The organism is Sphingomonas aquatilis (genome assembly GCF_014196115.1).
In the GTDB taxonomy this organism is placed as follows: Bacteria; Pseudomonadota; Alphaproteobacteria; order Sphingomonadales; family Sphingomonadaceae; genus Sphingomonas; species Sphingomonas aquatilis.
Window position 1 is genome coordinate 95,502 of the sequence record NZ_JACIDB010000006.1, and the last position, 16,938, is coordinate 112,439.

The 16,938-nt window shown below is 70.0% G+C and carries 12 protein-coding genes; 11 read left to right on the forward strand and 1 reads right to left on the reverse strand.

Annotated elements, in window-relative coordinates:
* The 11 genes from GGR47_RS13710 (at position 1) to trxA (ending at position 15,990) form a co-directional block, all read left to right on the forward strand.
* Entirely contained in the window at positions 1–1,524 is a 1,524-nt protein-coding gene (locus tag GGR47_RS13710; protein WP_183949560.1) for a TolC family outer membrane protein, read from the forward strand.
* A 37-nt stretch (positions 1,525–1,561) separates the two neighbouring features.
* Complete coding sequence (locus GGR47_RS13715) at positions 1,562–2,185, forward strand: DUF2497 domain-containing protein (RefSeq protein ID WP_420877042.1); 624 nt, start codon at positions 1,562–1,564, stop codon at positions 2,183–2,185.
* 93 nt (positions 2,186–2,278) lie between these two features.
* The gene (locus GGR47_RS13720; RefSeq protein WP_017978671.1) at positions 2,279–3,715 is read left to right on the forward strand and encodes an AMP nucleosidase; all 1,437 of its coding nucleotides are present in this window, start codon (positions 2,279–2,281) and stop codon (positions 3,713–3,715) included.
* 88 nt (positions 3,716–3,803) lie between these two features.
* Entirely contained in the window at positions 3,804–4,358 is a 555-nt protein-coding gene (locus GGR47_RS13725; protein WP_147037190.1) for a hypothetical protein, read from the forward strand.
* Positions 4,359–4,477: 119 nt separating this feature from the next.
* The gene (locus tag GGR47_RS13730; protein ID WP_147037189.1) at positions 4,478–6,829 is read left to right on the forward strand and encodes a sensor histidine kinase; all 2,352 of its coding nucleotides are present in this window, start codon (positions 4,478–4,480) and stop codon (positions 6,827–6,829) included.
* A 145-nt stretch (positions 6,830–6,974) separates the two neighbouring features.
* Positions 6,975–7,424: a tRNA (adenosine(37)-N6)-threonylcarbamoyltransferase complex ATPase subunit type 1 TsaE gene (gene tsaE, locus GGR47_RS13735; protein ID WP_147037188.1), complete on the forward strand. Its 450-nt coding sequence runs from the start codon at positions 6,975–6,977 to the stop codon at positions 7,422–7,424.
* Positions 7,421–8,386 (forward strand): aminoglycoside phosphotransferase family protein, encoded by a 966-nt coding sequence (locus GGR47_RS13740; RefSeq protein ID WP_183949568.1) that lies wholly within the window; start codon positions 7,421–7,423, stop codon positions 8,384–8,386. The genes tsaE and GGR47_RS13740 overlap by 4 nt, the downstream gene beginning before the upstream one ends.
* Positions 8,383–9,138: a nucleotidyltransferase family protein gene (locus GGR47_RS13745; protein ID WP_017978676.1), complete on the forward strand. Its 756-nt coding sequence runs from the start codon at positions 8,383–8,385 to the stop codon at positions 9,136–9,138. The genes GGR47_RS13740 and GGR47_RS13745 overlap by 4 nt, the downstream gene beginning before the upstream one ends.
* Before the next feature lie 60 nt (positions 9,139–9,198).
* On the forward strand, positions 9,199–12,198 hold the full coding sequence (addB, locus tag GGR47_RS13750; RefSeq protein ID WP_183949562.1) for a double-strand break repair protein AddB: 3,000 nt from the start codon (positions 9,199–9,201) through the stop codon (positions 12,196–12,198).
* Positions 12,185–15,607 (forward strand): double-strand break repair helicase AddA, encoded by a 3,423-nt coding sequence (addA, locus tag GGR47_RS13755; RefSeq protein WP_147037300.1) that lies wholly within the window; start codon positions 12,185–12,187, stop codon positions 15,605–15,607. The genes addB and addA overlap by 14 nt, the downstream gene beginning before the upstream one ends.
* 59 nt (positions 15,608–15,666) lie before the next feature.
* Entirely contained in the window at positions 15,667–15,990 is a 324-nt protein-coding gene (gene trxA / locus GGR47_RS13760) for a thioredoxin TrxA (RefSeq protein ID WP_017978679.1), read from the forward strand.
* 144 nt (positions 15,991–16,134) lie between these two features.
* On the opposite strand, the gene GGR47_RS13765 is transcribed toward trxA, so the two are convergent.
* Entirely contained in the window at positions 16,135–16,938 is an 804-nt protein-coding gene (locus tag GGR47_RS13765; RefSeq protein ID WP_147037299.1) for an inositol monophosphatase family protein, read from the reverse strand.

Sequence of the window (16,938 nt, forward strand, 5' to 3'; positions counted from 1 at the left end):
ATGATGCGAGGATTGCTGTTGGGGAGCGTGGCGCTGGTCGGACTGGCGATGTCGGCAATGCCGGCGGAGGCAGAGACACTGCGCGATGCGCTCGCCAAGGCCTATGCGTCGAACCCCACGTTGACCGGCCAGCGCGCCGCACAGCGCGCGACGGATGAGAATGTGCCGATCGCACGGGCGAGCGGGCTGCCGGGTGTCGCCGCCACCGGCTCCGTCACGGACAACATCCTGCAGGCGAACAACAACTTCCTCAATCCCGAGCGCAGCGGCAACGGCGCGCTCAACCTCTCCGTTCCGCTCTTCCAGGGCGGCGCGGTGAAGAATGCGGTGCGCGCGGCGGAAACGCGCGTCGATGCGGGCCGGGCGACGTTGCGCGGTGTGGAGGCGTCGACCTTCACCAACGTCGTCGCGGCGTACATGAACGTCATCCGCGACGAGGCGATCACGTCGCTTAATCAGCAGAATGTCCGCGTGCTGGAGGTCAACCTGCAGGCGAGCAAGGATCGCTTTCAGGTCGGCGATCTGACCCGCACCGACGTCGCCCAGTCCGAGGCGCGGTTGGCGCTCGCCCGCGCGCAATTGCAGCAGGCCGAGGCGCAGCTGATCTCCAGTCGCGAGAATTATGTCGCGGTGGTGGGCACTCCGCCGGTCGCGCTGGAACAGCCGCCGGCGCTGCCCAAGCTGCCCGCATCGCCCAACGAGGCGGTGAGCGAGGCGCTGAACCTCAACCCCAATCTGATCGCCGCCCGGCGTCAGGCCGATGCGACGCGCTACGATATCAACGTCGCGCGCGCGAACCGCCTGCCCAAGCTGTCGGCGGTGACGGGCGGGACCTATTTCACCTATCTGGGTTCGCTGCCGCCGGCATCGGTGGCGCAGGGTGTGCCCAACTCCGGCACGGCCGCGACCGCCGGGCTGCAATTCTCGCTGCCGATCTTCCAGGGCGGGCGCCCCGCGGCGCAGGTGCGGCAGGCGGAAGCGCAGCGCAGCCAGGCGCTGGAGGCGGTGACCGCGACCGAGCGCAACGTCATCGCGCAGGCGCGATCGGCCTATGCGGTGTGGCAATCCTCGCAGCAGGTGATCGCCTCGTCCGAAACCGCGGTCAGCGCCAACAAGCTGAGCCTGGAGGGCGTGCGCGCCGAAAATAGCGTCGGCACGCGCACCGTGCTCGAAATCCTGAACGCCGAGCAGGAACTGCTCAACAGCCAGGTGACATTGGTGAGTGCGCGGCGCGATGCCTATGTCGCGGGCTTCGCGCTGCTGGCGGCGATGGGCCATGCCGAGGCGCGCGATCTGGGACTGGAGGGCGGCGCGCTGTACGACCCGGTGCTCAACTACAAGCGCGTGCGCAACCGGATCAACGACTTCGCGGGCGATGGCGAGCCGGAACCGGTCGCCACGTCCACCGCGCAGACGCCCGCGCAGACCGCCACCGTCGCGCGGAACTTCGACCCGATGCTCGATACGCCGGTTGACAGAAGCCCGGCGTTAACCACAGGTGCGTCCTCGCCGAACCGCCAGTAACGGCGGTAAGAACTCGGGGCAGGGACACAAGAGGGCAATGGGGGACATGAGCGCCGAACCGTCGATGGAAGAGATCCTTTCGTCGATCAAACGGATCATCGCCGAAGAAGGCGAGGGGACGCAGGCGCGTGCCCGCCGGGCGCGTGCCGCACCGCAGCCGATCGAGCCGGAACCCGAAGAGGTGCTGGAACTGAGCGATCCGATGCCGCATTCGCGGATGGAGCCGGCGCGGGTAGAACAGCCGCGCGTGGAGCGCGACATGGCGCGCGTCGCCGCGCCGCAGCCGGTCGCCCAGCCTGCGCCCCAGCCCGTCGCGCAGCCCGCGCCCCAGCCTGTCGCGCAGCCCGCGCCCCACCATTACGCACCGGAGCCCGAACCTGCGCCGCAGCCAGCGCAACCTCCGCGGCCCGCGCCCGTTGAGCCTGCAATGTCGGACGAACCCATTTTGTCCCAGCGTGCCGCCGCAGCGAGCCTGGGGTCGCTCGAAACGCTGAGCAAGCTGCTGGTCAAGCCCGAGCCGGAGAGCGACGGCACGCTGGAGGGGCTGGTCCGCGAGATGCTGCGCCCGATGCTGCGCAGCTGGCTCGACACGCATCTGCCCGAGATGGTCGAGACGATGGTCGCACGCGAGATCGCCAAGATTACCGCACAGATGCGCTGAGACCGACGGCGGGGCAGGGCGTGGCGGCCTGCCGCACATCTCGCGTGTCCCGCCTGACTTGCCACCGTCACGGGCTTTGCGTAGCCATCGGGGATGACCAAAGCTTCCCAGATCGTTTCCGAACTCGACCGCCTCTACCGCGCTTCCGTCGACCGCCTGCAAGCGGCCCTCAACACCTATCTGACCGACGGCACGCCGCCGTCGCCGCAAAGCCGGCTCGACGGCTCGTTCGCCTATCCTGTCATCCGCCTGCGCTATGCCGCGACGAGCGACCGGCCCGCGCCGCCGCGGTCGTTCGGGCGGCTGGTATCGCCCGGCGACTATACGATCAGCGTCACCAAGCCCGCGCTGTTCGCGGATTATCTGACCGAACAGCTGACGCTGCTGATCGAGGATTATGACGTCGAGGTCGAGGCGGTGCCGGGGCGGCAGGAAATCCCGTTCCCCTATGTGCTCGATCCGGGTCATGCGCTGAGCCTCGACACCGTGTCGGCGACCGAGCTGGCGCGGCATTTCCCGGCTACCGAACTCGCGCATATCGGCGATGAGATCGCGGACGGTCTGTGGATCGCCGAAGGCGGCAGCCGTCCGCTGGCGCTGTTCGACGCGTTGCGCACCGATTTCAGCCTGGCGCGGCTGCGTCACTATATGGGGACGCCATCTGAGCATACGCAGCGCTTCGTATTGTTTACGAACTATCACCGCTATGTCGATGAATTCGTTCGCTGGGGTGCGTCGCAGCTGGGCGAGGGTTCGCGCTTCACGGCACTGTCGGGTGCCGGCAATATCGTGATCGACAAGCCCGGCGACGTCGACAAGCTGGTCAACGATAGCGCGTGGCGGCGGCATCAGATGCCGGCCTATCACCTGATGGCCGACGATCGCACGGGCATCACGCTGGTCAACATCGGCGTGGGGCCGTCGAACGCGAAGACGATCTGCGACCACCTCGCCGTGATGCGGCCCGAGGCGTGGCTGATGATCGGCCATTGCGGCGGCCTGCGCCCCAGCCAGCGGATCGGCGACTATGTGCTCGCGCACGCCTATCTGCGCGACGATCATGTGCTCGACGACGTGCTGCCGCCCGAAATTCCGGTGCCGGCGATCGCCGAAGTGCAACAGGCGCTGGCCAAGGCGTCCGAGATCATTTCCGGCCAGTCGGGTGAGGAATTGAAGCGACGCCTGCGGACGGGCACGATCGTGACCACCGACGATCGCAATTGGGAATTGCGCTATTCGGCGTCGGCGCTGCGCTTCTCGCTCAGCCGTGCGGTTGGGATCGACATGGAATCGGCGACGATCGCGGCACAGGGCTATCGCTTCCGCGTGCCGTACGGGACGTTGCTGTGCGTGTCGGACAAGCCGCTGCATGGCGAACTGAAGCTGCCGGGCCAGGCCAATCGCTTCTACGAACGGGCGATCAGCGAGCATATGCGGATCGGCATCGAGGCGTGCGAGCAGTTGCGCCTGGAGGGCGATCGCCTGCACAGCCGCAAGCTGCGCGCCTTCGATGAGCCGCCCTTCCGCTAAGTTATTGAAATGACGTCGGCGTGCGGCGGAGCGGGAAACGATCCGCCGCACGTGCGTTACGCCTCCGAATCAATCAGGGAGCCGTATCGTGGCCGACGACACCGACACGCCCAAGACCGACACCCCCGCGGCCACGCCGCGCCGTCGCGCGCCGCGCAAGGCGAGCACGACGCGCACTACCGCTGCGAAGACCGGCACGACGAAGCCTCGCGCGCCGAGAAAGGCTGCCGCGCCGTCGACCGTCGAGAAGGTCGAGACCGCGATCAGCGATGCGGCCACCAAGACGACGCGCCGCGCTCGCACGGCGGTGAGCAAGGCGGAAGGCGCCGTCGCATCGGCCGCCAAGGCGGTAAAGCCCCGGTCGACCAAGCGCGCCGCGCCGCGCCCGGCGACCAAGAAGCCCGCGACGAAGACGACGGGCAAAAGCGGCGATCTGCTGGGCGGCAAATGGGGCGTTGCCGCCGTCGGTGCCGGTGTCGCGGCCGTGGGCGCCGCGGCGGCGGCCGCGTTGCTGACGCTGCGGGGCAGCACGCCGAAGGACAAGGACGCGGGCCGCAAGGCGCACGCGCCGGATGGCGAAGACGCCTCCGCCTCGTTCCAGGCGAGCATCGCCGACGAGAATACCATCCCCGAAAAGGTGTGATGCGCGCCGCGCGGTCCCGATGGGATCGCGCGGCGGATCAATGACATTGCCGCTGCCCCGTTTTCCGTTCTACACGTCGGACGCCACGCCCGCCGGAGCGGCGTGATGAGGGGTGAGCGTTGATCCAGCTTTCGGTGATGACGGCGGTCGTGTGCGGCGCGGTGCTCGCGCTGCTCGTCGGCGGTGCGGGCTACGCGCTGTTCGTCGGCCGGCGGCTGGCGGCCGAGGCCGAGGACGCGAGCGCGCGGGTCCGCGAGGCCGAGGCGTTGCGTAGCGTCTCACCCGCGCTGCCCATGCTGGTGCGCGCGGATGGGCGGGTCGAGATGCCGCCGCGGCTGGTCGATTGGTTGGGTCTCGCCGTCGCGCCCCGCTTTCTGCAGGATTTGTCGGCCGATGGCGCGGGCCTGCCCGCCGACGAGGCGACGGCGTTGGCGAATGAGGTGAAGGCGGCGCAGCGGTCGGGGCGGGCGTTCGTGCGAGCGCTCCACCCGCAAGGGTCGGGGCGAGCGATTACCGTGCGGGGCAGCCGCGCGCCGGGCGAATTGGGCGCAACGGGCGCGGTCGTGCTGTGGACGATGGACGCGACCGACAGCGAGAGCGAGATCGGGCGGTTGCAGACCGAGGTCGACGATTTGTCGACTGCGTTCGACGCGCTGTCCGGCCTGATCGAGGCGGCGCCGCTGCCGATGTGGTATCGAGGCTCCGACCTGCGGCTAGCCATGGTCAACAGCGCCTATGTCCGCGCCGTCGAGGGCGCCAATGCCGCCGATGTGATCGCGCGAGAGCTGGAACTGGTCGAGGGTTCGGGCCGGGGCGGTCCGCGCGCGGGCGCGCAGGCGGCGCGGATCAGCGGCAAGCCGCAGCGCGAAATCCTGCCCGCCACGATCGACGGCGAACGCCGCAGCCTGGAAGTGCATGACGTGCCGCTGCCGACGGGCGGTGTCGCGAGCTTCGCGGTCGATGTCGAGGATTTGGAGCAGTCGCGGGCCGGGGCCAAGCGCTTCGCCGAGGCGCAGCGCGCGATGCTCGACCGCCTGTCGGCCGGCGTCGCGCAATTCGGCGCGGACCGCGGCCTCGTCTTCTGCAACCAGCCGTTCCGCCGCATGTTCGCGATGCGTACCGAATGGCTGTCCGACCGGCCCGAATTCGATCGCGTGCTGGAGCGGATGCGCGAGGCGAACCGGTTGCCCGAGGTGCGTGATTTCCCGTCGTGGAAGGCGGAGCGGCGCGCGTGGTTCGTGCCCGGCGAGGATGCGGCGGAGGAAAACTGGCATCTGCCTGGGGGCACGCATCTGCGGGTGGTGGCGCAGCCGCTGCCCGATGGTGGTTTGCTGGTCATTTTCGAGGATCGGACCGAGCAGGTGCAGCTCGCTTCTGCGCGCGACACGCTGCTGCGGGTGCGGACCGCGACGTTCGACAATCTGTTCGAGGCGTTGGCGGTGTTCGCCGGCGACGGCAAGCTGCAATTGTGGAACAATCGGATGCGCGCGGTATGGGGGTTCGAGGAGGAATTCCTCGCCGGCCATCCGCGCGTTGATACCTTTGCCGAGGCTGCGGCCCCCAAGCTGGCGACGCCCAATCGCGCCGCGCTGATCCCCGAACTGGTGCGATCGGCGACGGTCGAGCGGCAGCAGCGTGGCGGACGCGTCGCCTTCGCCGACGGGCGGCATTTCGAATTCGCCGCTGTGCCCTTGCCCGACGGCAATGCGTTGCTGACGATGCTCGACATCACCGACAGCCGCCGCGCCGAACAGGCGTTGCGCGAGCGCGCCAATGCGCTGGAGGCCGCCGACCGCGTGAAGACGCAGTTCGTCGCCAATATGAGCTACGAATTGCGTACGCCGCTGACCTCGATCAGCGGGTTCGCGGAGATGCTGCACGGCGGCTATGCGGGTAAGCTCAGCAAGGATGCGGACACCTATGTCGAGGCGATCCTGCAATCGGTCGAGCGGCTGGGGCTGCTGATCGACGACGTGCTCGACCTGACGCAGGGGGGCGACGACGCCGAGATCGAGCGGGTCGACGTCGATCTGGCGGTGGTCGCCCGGGCTGCGGCGGATACGATCATGCCGGCGGCGAAGCGGCGCAAGCTCGACTTCGCGGTGGAGGTCGCGCGCTCGGCGGGGCGGGTGACGGGTGATCCCAAGCGGTTGAAGGAAGTGATCGAGCATCTCTTGCGCCATGCCGTCGCGGCGACGCCCGAGGGCGGGCGGATTCTGCTGCACGCCGATGGCAGCGCGACGGGCGCGCGGATCGTCGTATCGGACGACGGTTTCGGGATGGATGCGGAAAGCGTCGCCAAGGCGTTCGACCGGTTCGGCGAGCCTGGCATGCAGCCGACGGGCGAACGCGCGCTGGGGCTGGGCCTGCCGCTGGCGAAGCAGTTCGTCGAGGCGCATGGCGGGCGGATCGATCTGGTGTCGCAGCCGGGTGAGGGGACGCTGGTGACGGTCGAGCTGCCGCGGCGGTGATGGTGCGTGTGCGGATGACCCATACGCGCCGTCACCCCGGACTGGTTCCGGGGTCCACTCCGCGGCGAGGGGAGTGGCTTGAGGCGTGGGCCGTCCCCTTGCGGATCGGTGGACCCCGGAACGAGTCCGGGGTGACGGAGTGGGCGTGGTGAGTTCGCTTCATCTCGCAGACGCGGCGGCAACCGAGGCGTTCGGGGCAAGCCTCGCCGCACGCGTTCAACCCGGCGACGTCATCGCGCTGAGCGGCGACCTTGGCATGGGCAAGACGAGCATCGCGCGCGGGTTGCTCGCCGCGCTGGGGCTGGTGGGCGAAGCGCCCAGCCCCAGTTTCGCGATCGTTCAGCCCTATGACCCGCCCGAGGTGCGACTGCCGGTCTTGCACGTCGATCTGTACCGGATCGAGGACCCGGAGGAACTCGAGGAGCTGGGGCTCGACGAGGCGCTGTCCGACGCAGTGCTGCTGGTCGAATGGCCGGAGCGGGCGCCGGGATACTGGCCGCATGCGTTGCGGCTGACCCTGGCGCCGGCACCGGACGGCGGACGAATCTTGACAGCCGACGTCCCGGCGTCATGGAAGCCGCGATGGCCGATATGACCCCGCCCGCCGGTGCGCCCGCCTTCCTCGCGATCCATGGCTGGTCGGGCACGATCAGCCCGGTGGCGGGGGATGCGTCGTTCCGCCGGTATTTCCGCGTAACCCAAGCCGATCGCACCGCAATCCTGATGGATGCACCGCCGCCGCACGAGGACCCGCGGCCCTTTATCGCGATCGCGCAATGGCTTCGCGAACGCGGCTTTGCGGCGCCTGCGATCCATGCCGCGGACCTCGACCAGGGCCTCGTCCTGCTCGAGGATTTCGGCGATGCGCGGCTGCGCGAGGCGGCGGATGCCGACGCTGCGGCGGCACTGCCGCTGTACGAGGCCGCGATCGACCTACTCGTTGCGCTGCGCGGGCATGCCCCGGCGGAGATCGCGCCGTACGATCATGATGTGCTGCATCGCGAGGCGGCGCTGCTGCCCGAATGGTATGCCCCGGCGGTCGGGCTGGATGTCGATGTCGCGGGCTATCATGCGGCCTGGGATGCGGTGTTCGATCATGCCCTGACCGATGCGCCCGTCACCGTGCTGCGCGATTACCATGCCGAAAACCTGATGCTGGTGGGGTCGGCAAAGGGGCTCGGCCTGCTCGATTTTCAGGACGCGTTGGCGGGCCACCCGGCCTATGACCTCGTATCGCTGCTGCAGGATGCGCGACGCGACGTCGATCCGGAGGTCGAGCGCGTGATGCTGGATCGCTACCGCGCGGCGACGGGCGTGGGCGAGAGTTTCATGGACGCCTATCATGTGCTGGGCGCGCAACGGAACGCGAAGATCATCGGCATCTTCACCCGCCTGTGGCGTCGCGACGGCAAGCCGCGCTACGCCGCGCTGTGCCCGCGCGTGTGGAGCTATCTGGAGCGGGACCTGTCGCAGCCGGCACTGGCGCCGGTCGCGCGCTGGTTCGACGAGAACGTGCCGCCCGAATTGCGCGGCGATCCGAAGGTGCTGTCCGCATGACCCGTCAGCGATCGCTGCGTCCCGATCCCGGCGGCGCGGTGCCGCACACCGCGATGGTGATGGCGGCCGGTATCGGCAAGCGCATGCGCCCGCTCACCGCGACGCGGCCCAAGCCGCTGGTCGAAGTAGCGGGCAAGCCGCTGATCGATCATGTTTTCGACCGGCTGATCGACGCGGGCGTGGCCAAGGCCGTCGTCAACGTCCATTATCTGGCGGATACGCTGGAGGCGCATGTCACCAACCGGTTCGACGGGATCGAGGTGGCGATCAGCGACGAGCGCGCGCAGCTGATGGAGACGGGTGGCGGGCTGGTGCAGGCCCGCGGCCAGTTGGGCGACGACCCGATCCTCGTGGTCAACAGCGACAATCTGTGGATCGACGGGCCGGTCGACGCGATCAAGCTGCTGAGCCATCGCTGGGACGATGCCACGATGGATGCGCTGCTGCTGGTCGTGCCCTATGCGCGCGCCCACAATCACAAGGGGCAGGGCGATTTCCGGGTTGCCGCCGACGGCCGGATCGTCGGGCGGCGCAAGGCGGGGGCGACGGCGCCGTTCGTCTACACCGGCATCCAGATCCTGCACCCGCGCCTGATCCGCGACTGGCCGGAAGGGCCCTTCTCGACCAACCTGTTCTGGAGCCGTGCGATCGAACAGGGTCGGGCCTATGCGCAGGTCCATCAGGGCCTGTGGTTCGACGTCGGCACCCCCGCCGCGATCCCCAAGACGGAGGCGATCATCGCCAATGGCTGAGGCGCGTCCTGATGGCGGTTCCGGCCCGCTCCCCCTCCCGGCCACCCACACGGTATCCTGATGGGTGGCCGGGAGGGGGAGCGGGCCGGAACCGTCGAGCATAAAAAGCGCCCGCAACTCTTCACCATTCCGGCGCACCGCGCGTTCGCCGACACGCTTGTCGCAGGGCTGATGAAGCGCACGGGCGGCGATGCGATGGCGCTGGCGCGCGGCCTGATCCTGCTGCCGAACAACCGTGCCGCCCGCGCGGTGTCGGCGGCGTTCGTGCGGGCGAGCGGCAGTGGCCTGCTGCTGCCGCGGCTGGTGACGCTGGGCAGTCCCGATCTCGGCGAGGCGGTGGGCGCGGCGCTCGACCCGGTGGACGATGCCGATCCGCCGCCACCGGCGATCGCGCCGATGCAGCGCCGCATGATCCTGGCGCGGCTGGTGTTCGAGGAGCGCGCTGCGGCGGGCGTGCCCGTCGATGCCGCGGAGGCGGTGCGGCTGGCGGGCGAGCTATGTCACACACTCGATCAGTTGCTGGTCGAGGAGGTCGCGCCCGAAGCCTTGCGCGATCTCGATCTGGCGCCCGAGCTGACCGATCACTGGCAGCGGGCGCTCTCGACCTTCCGGATCGTGCTGGAACGCTGGCCGGGTGAACTCGCACGACTGGGTCGGATCGACGCGGCGACGCGGCGGCGAATGCTGCTCGACCGGCTGGTGACGCGCTGGCAGACCCGGCCGCCGGCGGGCTTCGTCTGTGCGGCCGGCGTGACCGATCCCGCGCCCGCGGTCGCGCGACTGCTGCGCTGCGTCGCGGAGGCGCCGCTGGGACTGACGGTGTTCGCCGGGCTCGACCTCCAGATGCCCGAGGCCGAGTGGGATGCGCTGGGGCCGCACGGGCCCGATCCGGTGACCGGGCGCATCCGCCGGTCGATCGAGACGCATCCGCAATTCCACCTGAAGCTGATCCTCGACCGCATGGGCGTCGGCCGCGGCGAGGTGGCGCATTGGCCGGGCAGCGCCGGGCCGGACGCGGGGGCGTTGCGCGGGCGCGCGATCGCCAACGCTCTGGCGCCGGCCGCCTTCACCGGTAAATGGACCGAGCTGAAGGCCGAGGACCGCCGCCTGACCGGGGTTGCCGCCGTGGAACTCGCGACGCCGGCGGAAGAGGCGCAGGCGATCGCGCTGGCGCTGCGGGGTGCGATCGAGGAACCGGGCAAGACCGCCGCGCTGGTGACGCCGGATCGAGCGCTCGCCCGCCGGGTCAGCGCGCATCTGCGGCGGTGGCAGATCGAGGCGAACGATACGGCAGGCCGGCCGCTGTCGATCCTGCCGCCGGGCACGCTGCTGCTCGCGCTCGCCGAGGCGGCGGCGCAGCGGTTCGCGCCGCTGGCGCTGCTGGCGCTACTCAAGCATCCGCTGGTCAAGGTCGACCCCAGTGACCGCGCCCTGCGAGGCGCATGGCTGGACGGGACGCGCACGCTCGATCGCGCGCTGCGGGGCCCGCGACCGGCGGCGGGCCTCGACGGGATCATGGGGCATCTGCTGGCCAACCGGCGGGACCGGGCGGCAGCGTGGTTCGCCGAGCCGGTTAACTTGCTGAAACCGATTGAGCTGGTGTGCGATCAGGGGCCGCAGCCGCTATCGGCGCTGTTGGCGGTGCTGCGCGAGACGGCGCAGGGGCTGTGCGGCGACAATCTGTGGTCGGGACCGGCGGGACGGGCTGCGGCAGAGTTTCTCGACGCGCTGGAGGCGGAGGCGGCGGTCGGGCCGCCCCGCGTCGCGCCAGATGGCTTCCCGCCGTTGCTGCGCGGGTTGCTCGACGAGGTGGCGGTGCGGCCGGGATCGGGCGTCGGCCATCCGCGCATCGCCATTTATGGCCCGATCGAGGCGCGGTTGCAGACCGCCGACCTGATGGTGCTGGGCGGGCTGAACGAGGGCGTGTGGCCGGGGCGGCCGGCACCCGATCCGTGGCTGGCGCCGCGTATCCGGGCGGCGCTGGGGCTGGCCGGGCTGGAGCGGAGCGTCGGTATCGCGGCGCACGATTTCGGCCATGCGCTCGGCGCGCCGCGCGCGCTGGTCACGCGGGCGCGGCGCGATGCGGCCTCGCCCGCGCTCGCGTCGCGGCTGTGGCTGCGGTTGCAGGCGATGGCGGGGGATCGTTTCGTTCGGGCCCATGATCTGGAAGGGTGGGCGCTCGCGCTGGACGATCCGCGCGAGCATGTGCCCGCCGACCGGCCGGCGCCGATGCCGGGACCGGCGCTGCGGCCGAAGGCGATCTCCGTCACCGAGATCGACCGGCTGAAGGCGGACCCTTACGCCTTTTACGCGCGCCGGGTGCTGGGGCTGATGCCGCTCGACCCGGTCGATGCCGATCCCAGCGCGGCGTGGCGCGGCACCGCCGTCCACGACATCCTGGAGCAATGGTGGAAGCAGGACGGTTGCGCGCCGGACGCGCTCGTCGCGCGCGCCACTGCGATGCTTGAGGACGAGCGGACGCATCCGATGATGCGCGCCTTGTGGCGACCGCGGCTGATGGAGGCGGTGGGCTGGATCGCCAACACCGTGACGGCGCAGGACGCTGAAGGACGCACGGTCGCCTCGGCCGAGGGCAAGGGCCATGTGACGATCGCCGGCGTCACGTTGTCGGGCCGGTACGACCGCGTCGATCGGCTGGCGGACGGAACGCTCGCGATCGTCGATTACAAGACCGGCAAGCCGCCCTCCGCCGCCGCGGTGCGCGCGGGGTATAGCCTGCAACTCGGGCTGCTCGGCGCGATCGCGGAGCGGGGCGGCTTTCAAGAAGTGAAAGGCAAGGCCGGCGGCTTCGAATATTGGTCGCTCGGCAAGAAAAAGGACCAGTTCGGCTATATCGAGACGCCGGTGGATGCCGAGGGCAAGCGCGACAAGATCGTCACGACCGAATTCACGACGATCGCGGTCAGCAATTTCGTGGACGCTGCCGGCACGTGGTTGACCGGCGATGCGCCGTTCACTGCGAAGCTGGTGCCGGAATATGCGCCTTATGCCGAATATGACCAACTGATGCGTCGGGACGAATGGTATGGCCGGGACTGAGCTCGCCACCCTACCGCGGCTGAAGGGCGCGCAGGCGGCGGCGAGCGATCCGCACGCGCACGTCTGGCTCTCGGCGTCGGCCGGCACGGGAAAGACGCAGGTGCTTGCCGCGCGCGTGTTCCGCCTGCTGCTACGGGGCACCGATCCATCGGCGATCCTGTGCCTGACCTTCACCAAGGCGGGCGCGGCCGAGATGGCGCAGCGGATCAACAACCGGCTCGCCGCCTGGGTGCGGATGCCGGCACCGCAGCTGTACGCTGATCTGGAGGCGCTGGGCGAGAAGGGCACGCCGGACTTGCAGGCGCGGGCGCGCACGCTGTTTGCAGGCGTGCTCGACGCTCCGGGTGGCGGCCTGCGTATTCAGACGATCCATGGTTTCTGCCAGAGCCTGCTCGCGGCGTTTCCGGTCGAGGCGGGGCTGACGCCCGGCTTCCGACCGCTGGAGGCGCGCGAGGAGGCGGTGCTGGCGCGCGAGACGCTGGCGACCTTGCTGACCGATGCCGAGCGCGAGGGCCGCGAACGGCCGATCGAAACGATCGGCGCGCTGTCTCTGCGGCTGGGTGAGGGCGGGGCGGAGAGCTTCCTGCTCGCCTGCGCACGCTCGCTGCATGCGCTGGAGGCGCTGCCGATTGGGATCGGGCCATGGTTGCGGCGCGCGCTTGACCTGCCGCAGGGGGATATCGGCGAGGCCTTGGCCGAGGGCTGCGACTGTATCGACACCGATCTGGTCGAGCGGCTGGCAGCGGCGAACACCGCCTGGGGTGCGGCGACGGGGGTGGGGCATGCCGACACGCTCAACCGCTGGCTCGCGGCGGCACCGGCGGAGCGGGCCGCGACGCTTGGCGACCTTGCCGGCGTGGTGCTGACGGGAAAGAACGAGCCGCGCAAGGCGTCCAAGAAGCTGATCGATGCCGAACCTGATTATGCCGAGCTGGCGGCCGCGCTGGGGCAGCATTGCCTCGACCTGCTGTCGCTCACCGCGCGGGCTGCTTATGCCGATCTGCTGGCCGACGCGCTGGAGGTGGGCCGCGACTATGCACGCGCCTATGCCGCGGCGAAGCGGCGGACCGGGGCGGTCGATTTCGACGATCTGATCGGCGTGACGGTGCGACTACTCGAACAGCCGGGTATCGGCGAATGGGTGCGCTACAAGCTCGACCAGGGCACCGAGCATGTGCTGATCGACGAGGCGCAGGACACCAACCTCAACCAGTGGCGGATCGTCACCGCACTGGCAGGCGAGTTTTTCGTCGGGCGCGGCGTGCATGCGCCCTCGACCCGGACGCTGTTCACCGTCGGCGATTTCAAGCAGGCGATCTTCGGCTTCCAGGGCACGGACCCGATCAACTTCCGCTGGGCAGAGGGGCATTTCGCCGGTCGCGCGGCGGAGGTGGAGGGGGCGGACGACTGGCCGGAGGCGGAACGCGGCCTGCCGTTCCAGCGCCTGTCGCTGACGCATTCGTTCCGGTCGACACGGCCGATCCTGGAATTCGTCGATGCCGCCGTCGCCGCCGCGGGCGAGCCGGGCCTTGGTGCGATCGACGCAATGCAGGCGCATGCGAGCGAGGTGCCCGGCCCGGGTACGGTCGAGCTGTGGCCGCCGGTGATCGCGGGCGGCAGCGAAACGGACGAGGAAGCGTGGATCGACGATGCCGTCCGCGAACAGGCCGTGCGGATCGCGCGCGCGGTGCGCGACTGGCTGAACGGCGGCCTGATGCTGGAGAGCAAGGGGCGGGCGCTCAGGCCCGAGGACGTGATGATCCTCGTCAAGCGGCGCGGCGACCTCGCCTCGCTGATCGTCGCGCGCCTGTATGCCGAGGGCGTGCCGGTCGCGGGCGTCGACCGGTTGCGGCTGAACGCGCCGCTGGCGGTGCAGGATTTGCTCGCCGCAGTGCGCTTCGTCCTGCAGCCGGAGGACGACCTGTCGCTCGCCGCACTGCTCGTGTCGCCGCTGATCGGCTGGACGCAGGACGAGCTGATGCATGCCGCGCCGCGCGAGCATGGCAGCCTGTGGCGCCACGTGACGCAGACGCTGTCGGAGGAGCGGCTCGCGCCGCTGCGCGCGATGCTGTCGCGCGCCGATATCGCGACGCCCTACCAGTTTCTCGAAGAGATCCTGTCGGGGCCGCTCGACGGGCGGCGCAAACTGCTGCGCCGGCTGGGGGCGGAGGCGCGCGATCCGATCGAGGAATTGCTCAACGCCGCGCTGGCGTTCGAGACGACGTCCACGCCGTCGCTGCAACGCTTCCTCGACTGGTTCGACCGCGGCGATGTCGAGATCGTGCGCGACCCGTCGGCGCCGCTCGACGCGGTGCGCGTGATGACGGCGCATGGCGCGAAGGGGTTGCAGGCGCCGCTGGTGATCCTGGCGGACGCCACCGTCGATCCCACCGCCGCGCCGCGCGCGCTGGTACGCTGGGTGCCGGAACCGGGGGCGCAGCCGATTCCGATCTTCCGGCCGCGGTCGGGCGAGCGTGGCGGGCCGCTGGATGTAGCGATCGGCGAGGTCGAGCGCCGCGAATTGGAGGAGCATTGGCGGCTGTTCTATGTCGCCGCGACGCGGGCCGAGGAACGGCTGGTGATCGGCGGTGCGCTGGGGCCACGCGCGCAGGGCGAGCCGCCGGTCGCGAGCTGGTATGCCGCGGCGGCACGCGCGCTGACCGAGCTGGGCGTGCCGGAGGAGGGGCCGCGGGTGTTCGTTGGCTCCGATCCCCAGCCGCCGGTGAAGCCGCGCGGCGCTGCGCTGGCACGCCCGCCCGAACGGGTCGTGCTGCCCGATTGGGCGCATGTGCCCGCGCCGCCCGAGAGCCGCCCGTCGCGCCCGCTGACCCCGTCGGCACTCGGTGAGGATGAGGTGAGCGATCCGCCGCCCGGCCCCGCGATGCGCGCCGCCGCCGAACGCGGGCGGCTGTTCCATGCGCTGTTCGAACGCCTGCCGCCGGTCGAGCCGCAGCATCGCGCCGGCTGCGCGGATCGCTGGCTCGCCACCGCGGGCGGTGTCGCCGATGCGGGCGAGCGGCAGCGGATCGTCGCGGGCGTGCTCGCGGTGATTGACAACCCCGCCTATGCGCCGCTGTTCGGCCCCGACAGCCTGGCCGAGGCGCCGATCGCGGCGACGCTCGCCAACGGCATGGTCGTGTCGGGCACCGTCGATCGGCTGCTGATCGCGCCGGACGCGATTCGTCTCGTCGATTTCAAGACGGGGCGGCGGGTGCCGGATACCCTCGACGATATCCCGCCCTATCACCTCGATCAGATGGCGGCCTATGTCGCGGCGCTGCGCGTGATCTTCCCCGATCGCACGATCGAGGCGGCGCTGCTCTACACCGGCGGGCCGCGCCTGTTCGGACTGCCCGCCGACACGCTCGCCGCGCACAAGCCGCGCTTTCGCCTTCCGGAGCAAAGCTAGGGCCCTGACGGTTGAGCCGGGCGGCACGCCATCCTAGATGGACAGCAAAGGAGATATTCATGGCTACCAAACAGATTACCGACGCCAGCTTCGACGCCGACGTCCTCAAGGCCGATGGCCCCGTGCTCGTCGATTTCTGGGCCGAATGGTGCGGTCCGTGCAAGATGATCGGGCCGAGCCTCGAAGAGCTGTCCGAAGAGCTGGGCGAGAAGGTGACGATCGCCAAGCTCAACATCGACGATAATCCCGATGCGCCGGGCCGTTATGGCGTGCGCGGCATCCCGACGATGATCCTGTTCAAGGGCGGCGCGCCCGCGGCGACCAAGGTCGGTGCCGAGCCCAAGGGCCGGCTGAAGGCCTGGCTCGAGGGCGAGCTGGCGTAAGTTGGCGAAGGGCGGGCCTGATGGTCCGCCCTTTCTCTTTCTACCGTTCGCCCCGAGCCTGTCGAAGGGCGCGTGCCACGAGCGCGACGCTTGCGGAAAGCCATCCTTCGACCGGCTCAGGGCGAACGGGTTGGGAGGGTGGCCTCAGGCGTCCTCGCGGACCAGCCCCACCGCCCGCTCCCACATCGCCTCGCTCGCCGCGGCGATCATCACGTCGCGGGGATCGCCGATGCGGTAGGGGGTGCCATTCAGCTGACGCACCACACCGCCCGCTTCGGTGAGGAACAGCGCACCGGCGGCATGATCCCAGGGCAGCGAGCGCTGGAAGATGGCGGCATCGTCCACCCCCAGCACCAGCCGCGGATATTGCTCCGCCGCACAGCGCGGCATCGGGTGGAGCGTCCAGTCGTCCCCCGCCCGGGCCGCCAAATCGGCCTGCTCCGTACCGTCGAGGAAGTAGGTCGGCACGCCCAACACGGGGCGTTCGTCCGTACGGGGACGCGTCGTCACCGCGACATCGTCGATGAATGCGCCGCCGCCGACGACGGTGTGGCACAGCCGGTCTGCGACGGGATCGAGGATCCAGCCCGCCAGCACCTCGCCGTCCTCGGCGAGCGCGATCATGATGCCGAACGGTGTCTTGCCGCTGGCGTAATTGTTGGTGCCGTCGATCGGGTCGACGATCCACACCCGGCCCTGATCGATGCCGTCGAGCAACGTCGCATCCGCCGCCACCGCTTCTTCACCCACCACCCGCGCCGATGCGTCGATCGTGACGAGACCGGCGGTCAGCGCTTCCTCGCTCAGCCGATCGGCGATCGTCACCATGTCGTCCGCGGCCTTTTCCTCCACCTCGTCGGCGGCAAGGTTGCGGAAGCGCGGCAGGACGATCTCGGCCGCGACGCGCCGCATCAGCTGGACGACGGCGTCATGGTGCGGGTGGTGCAT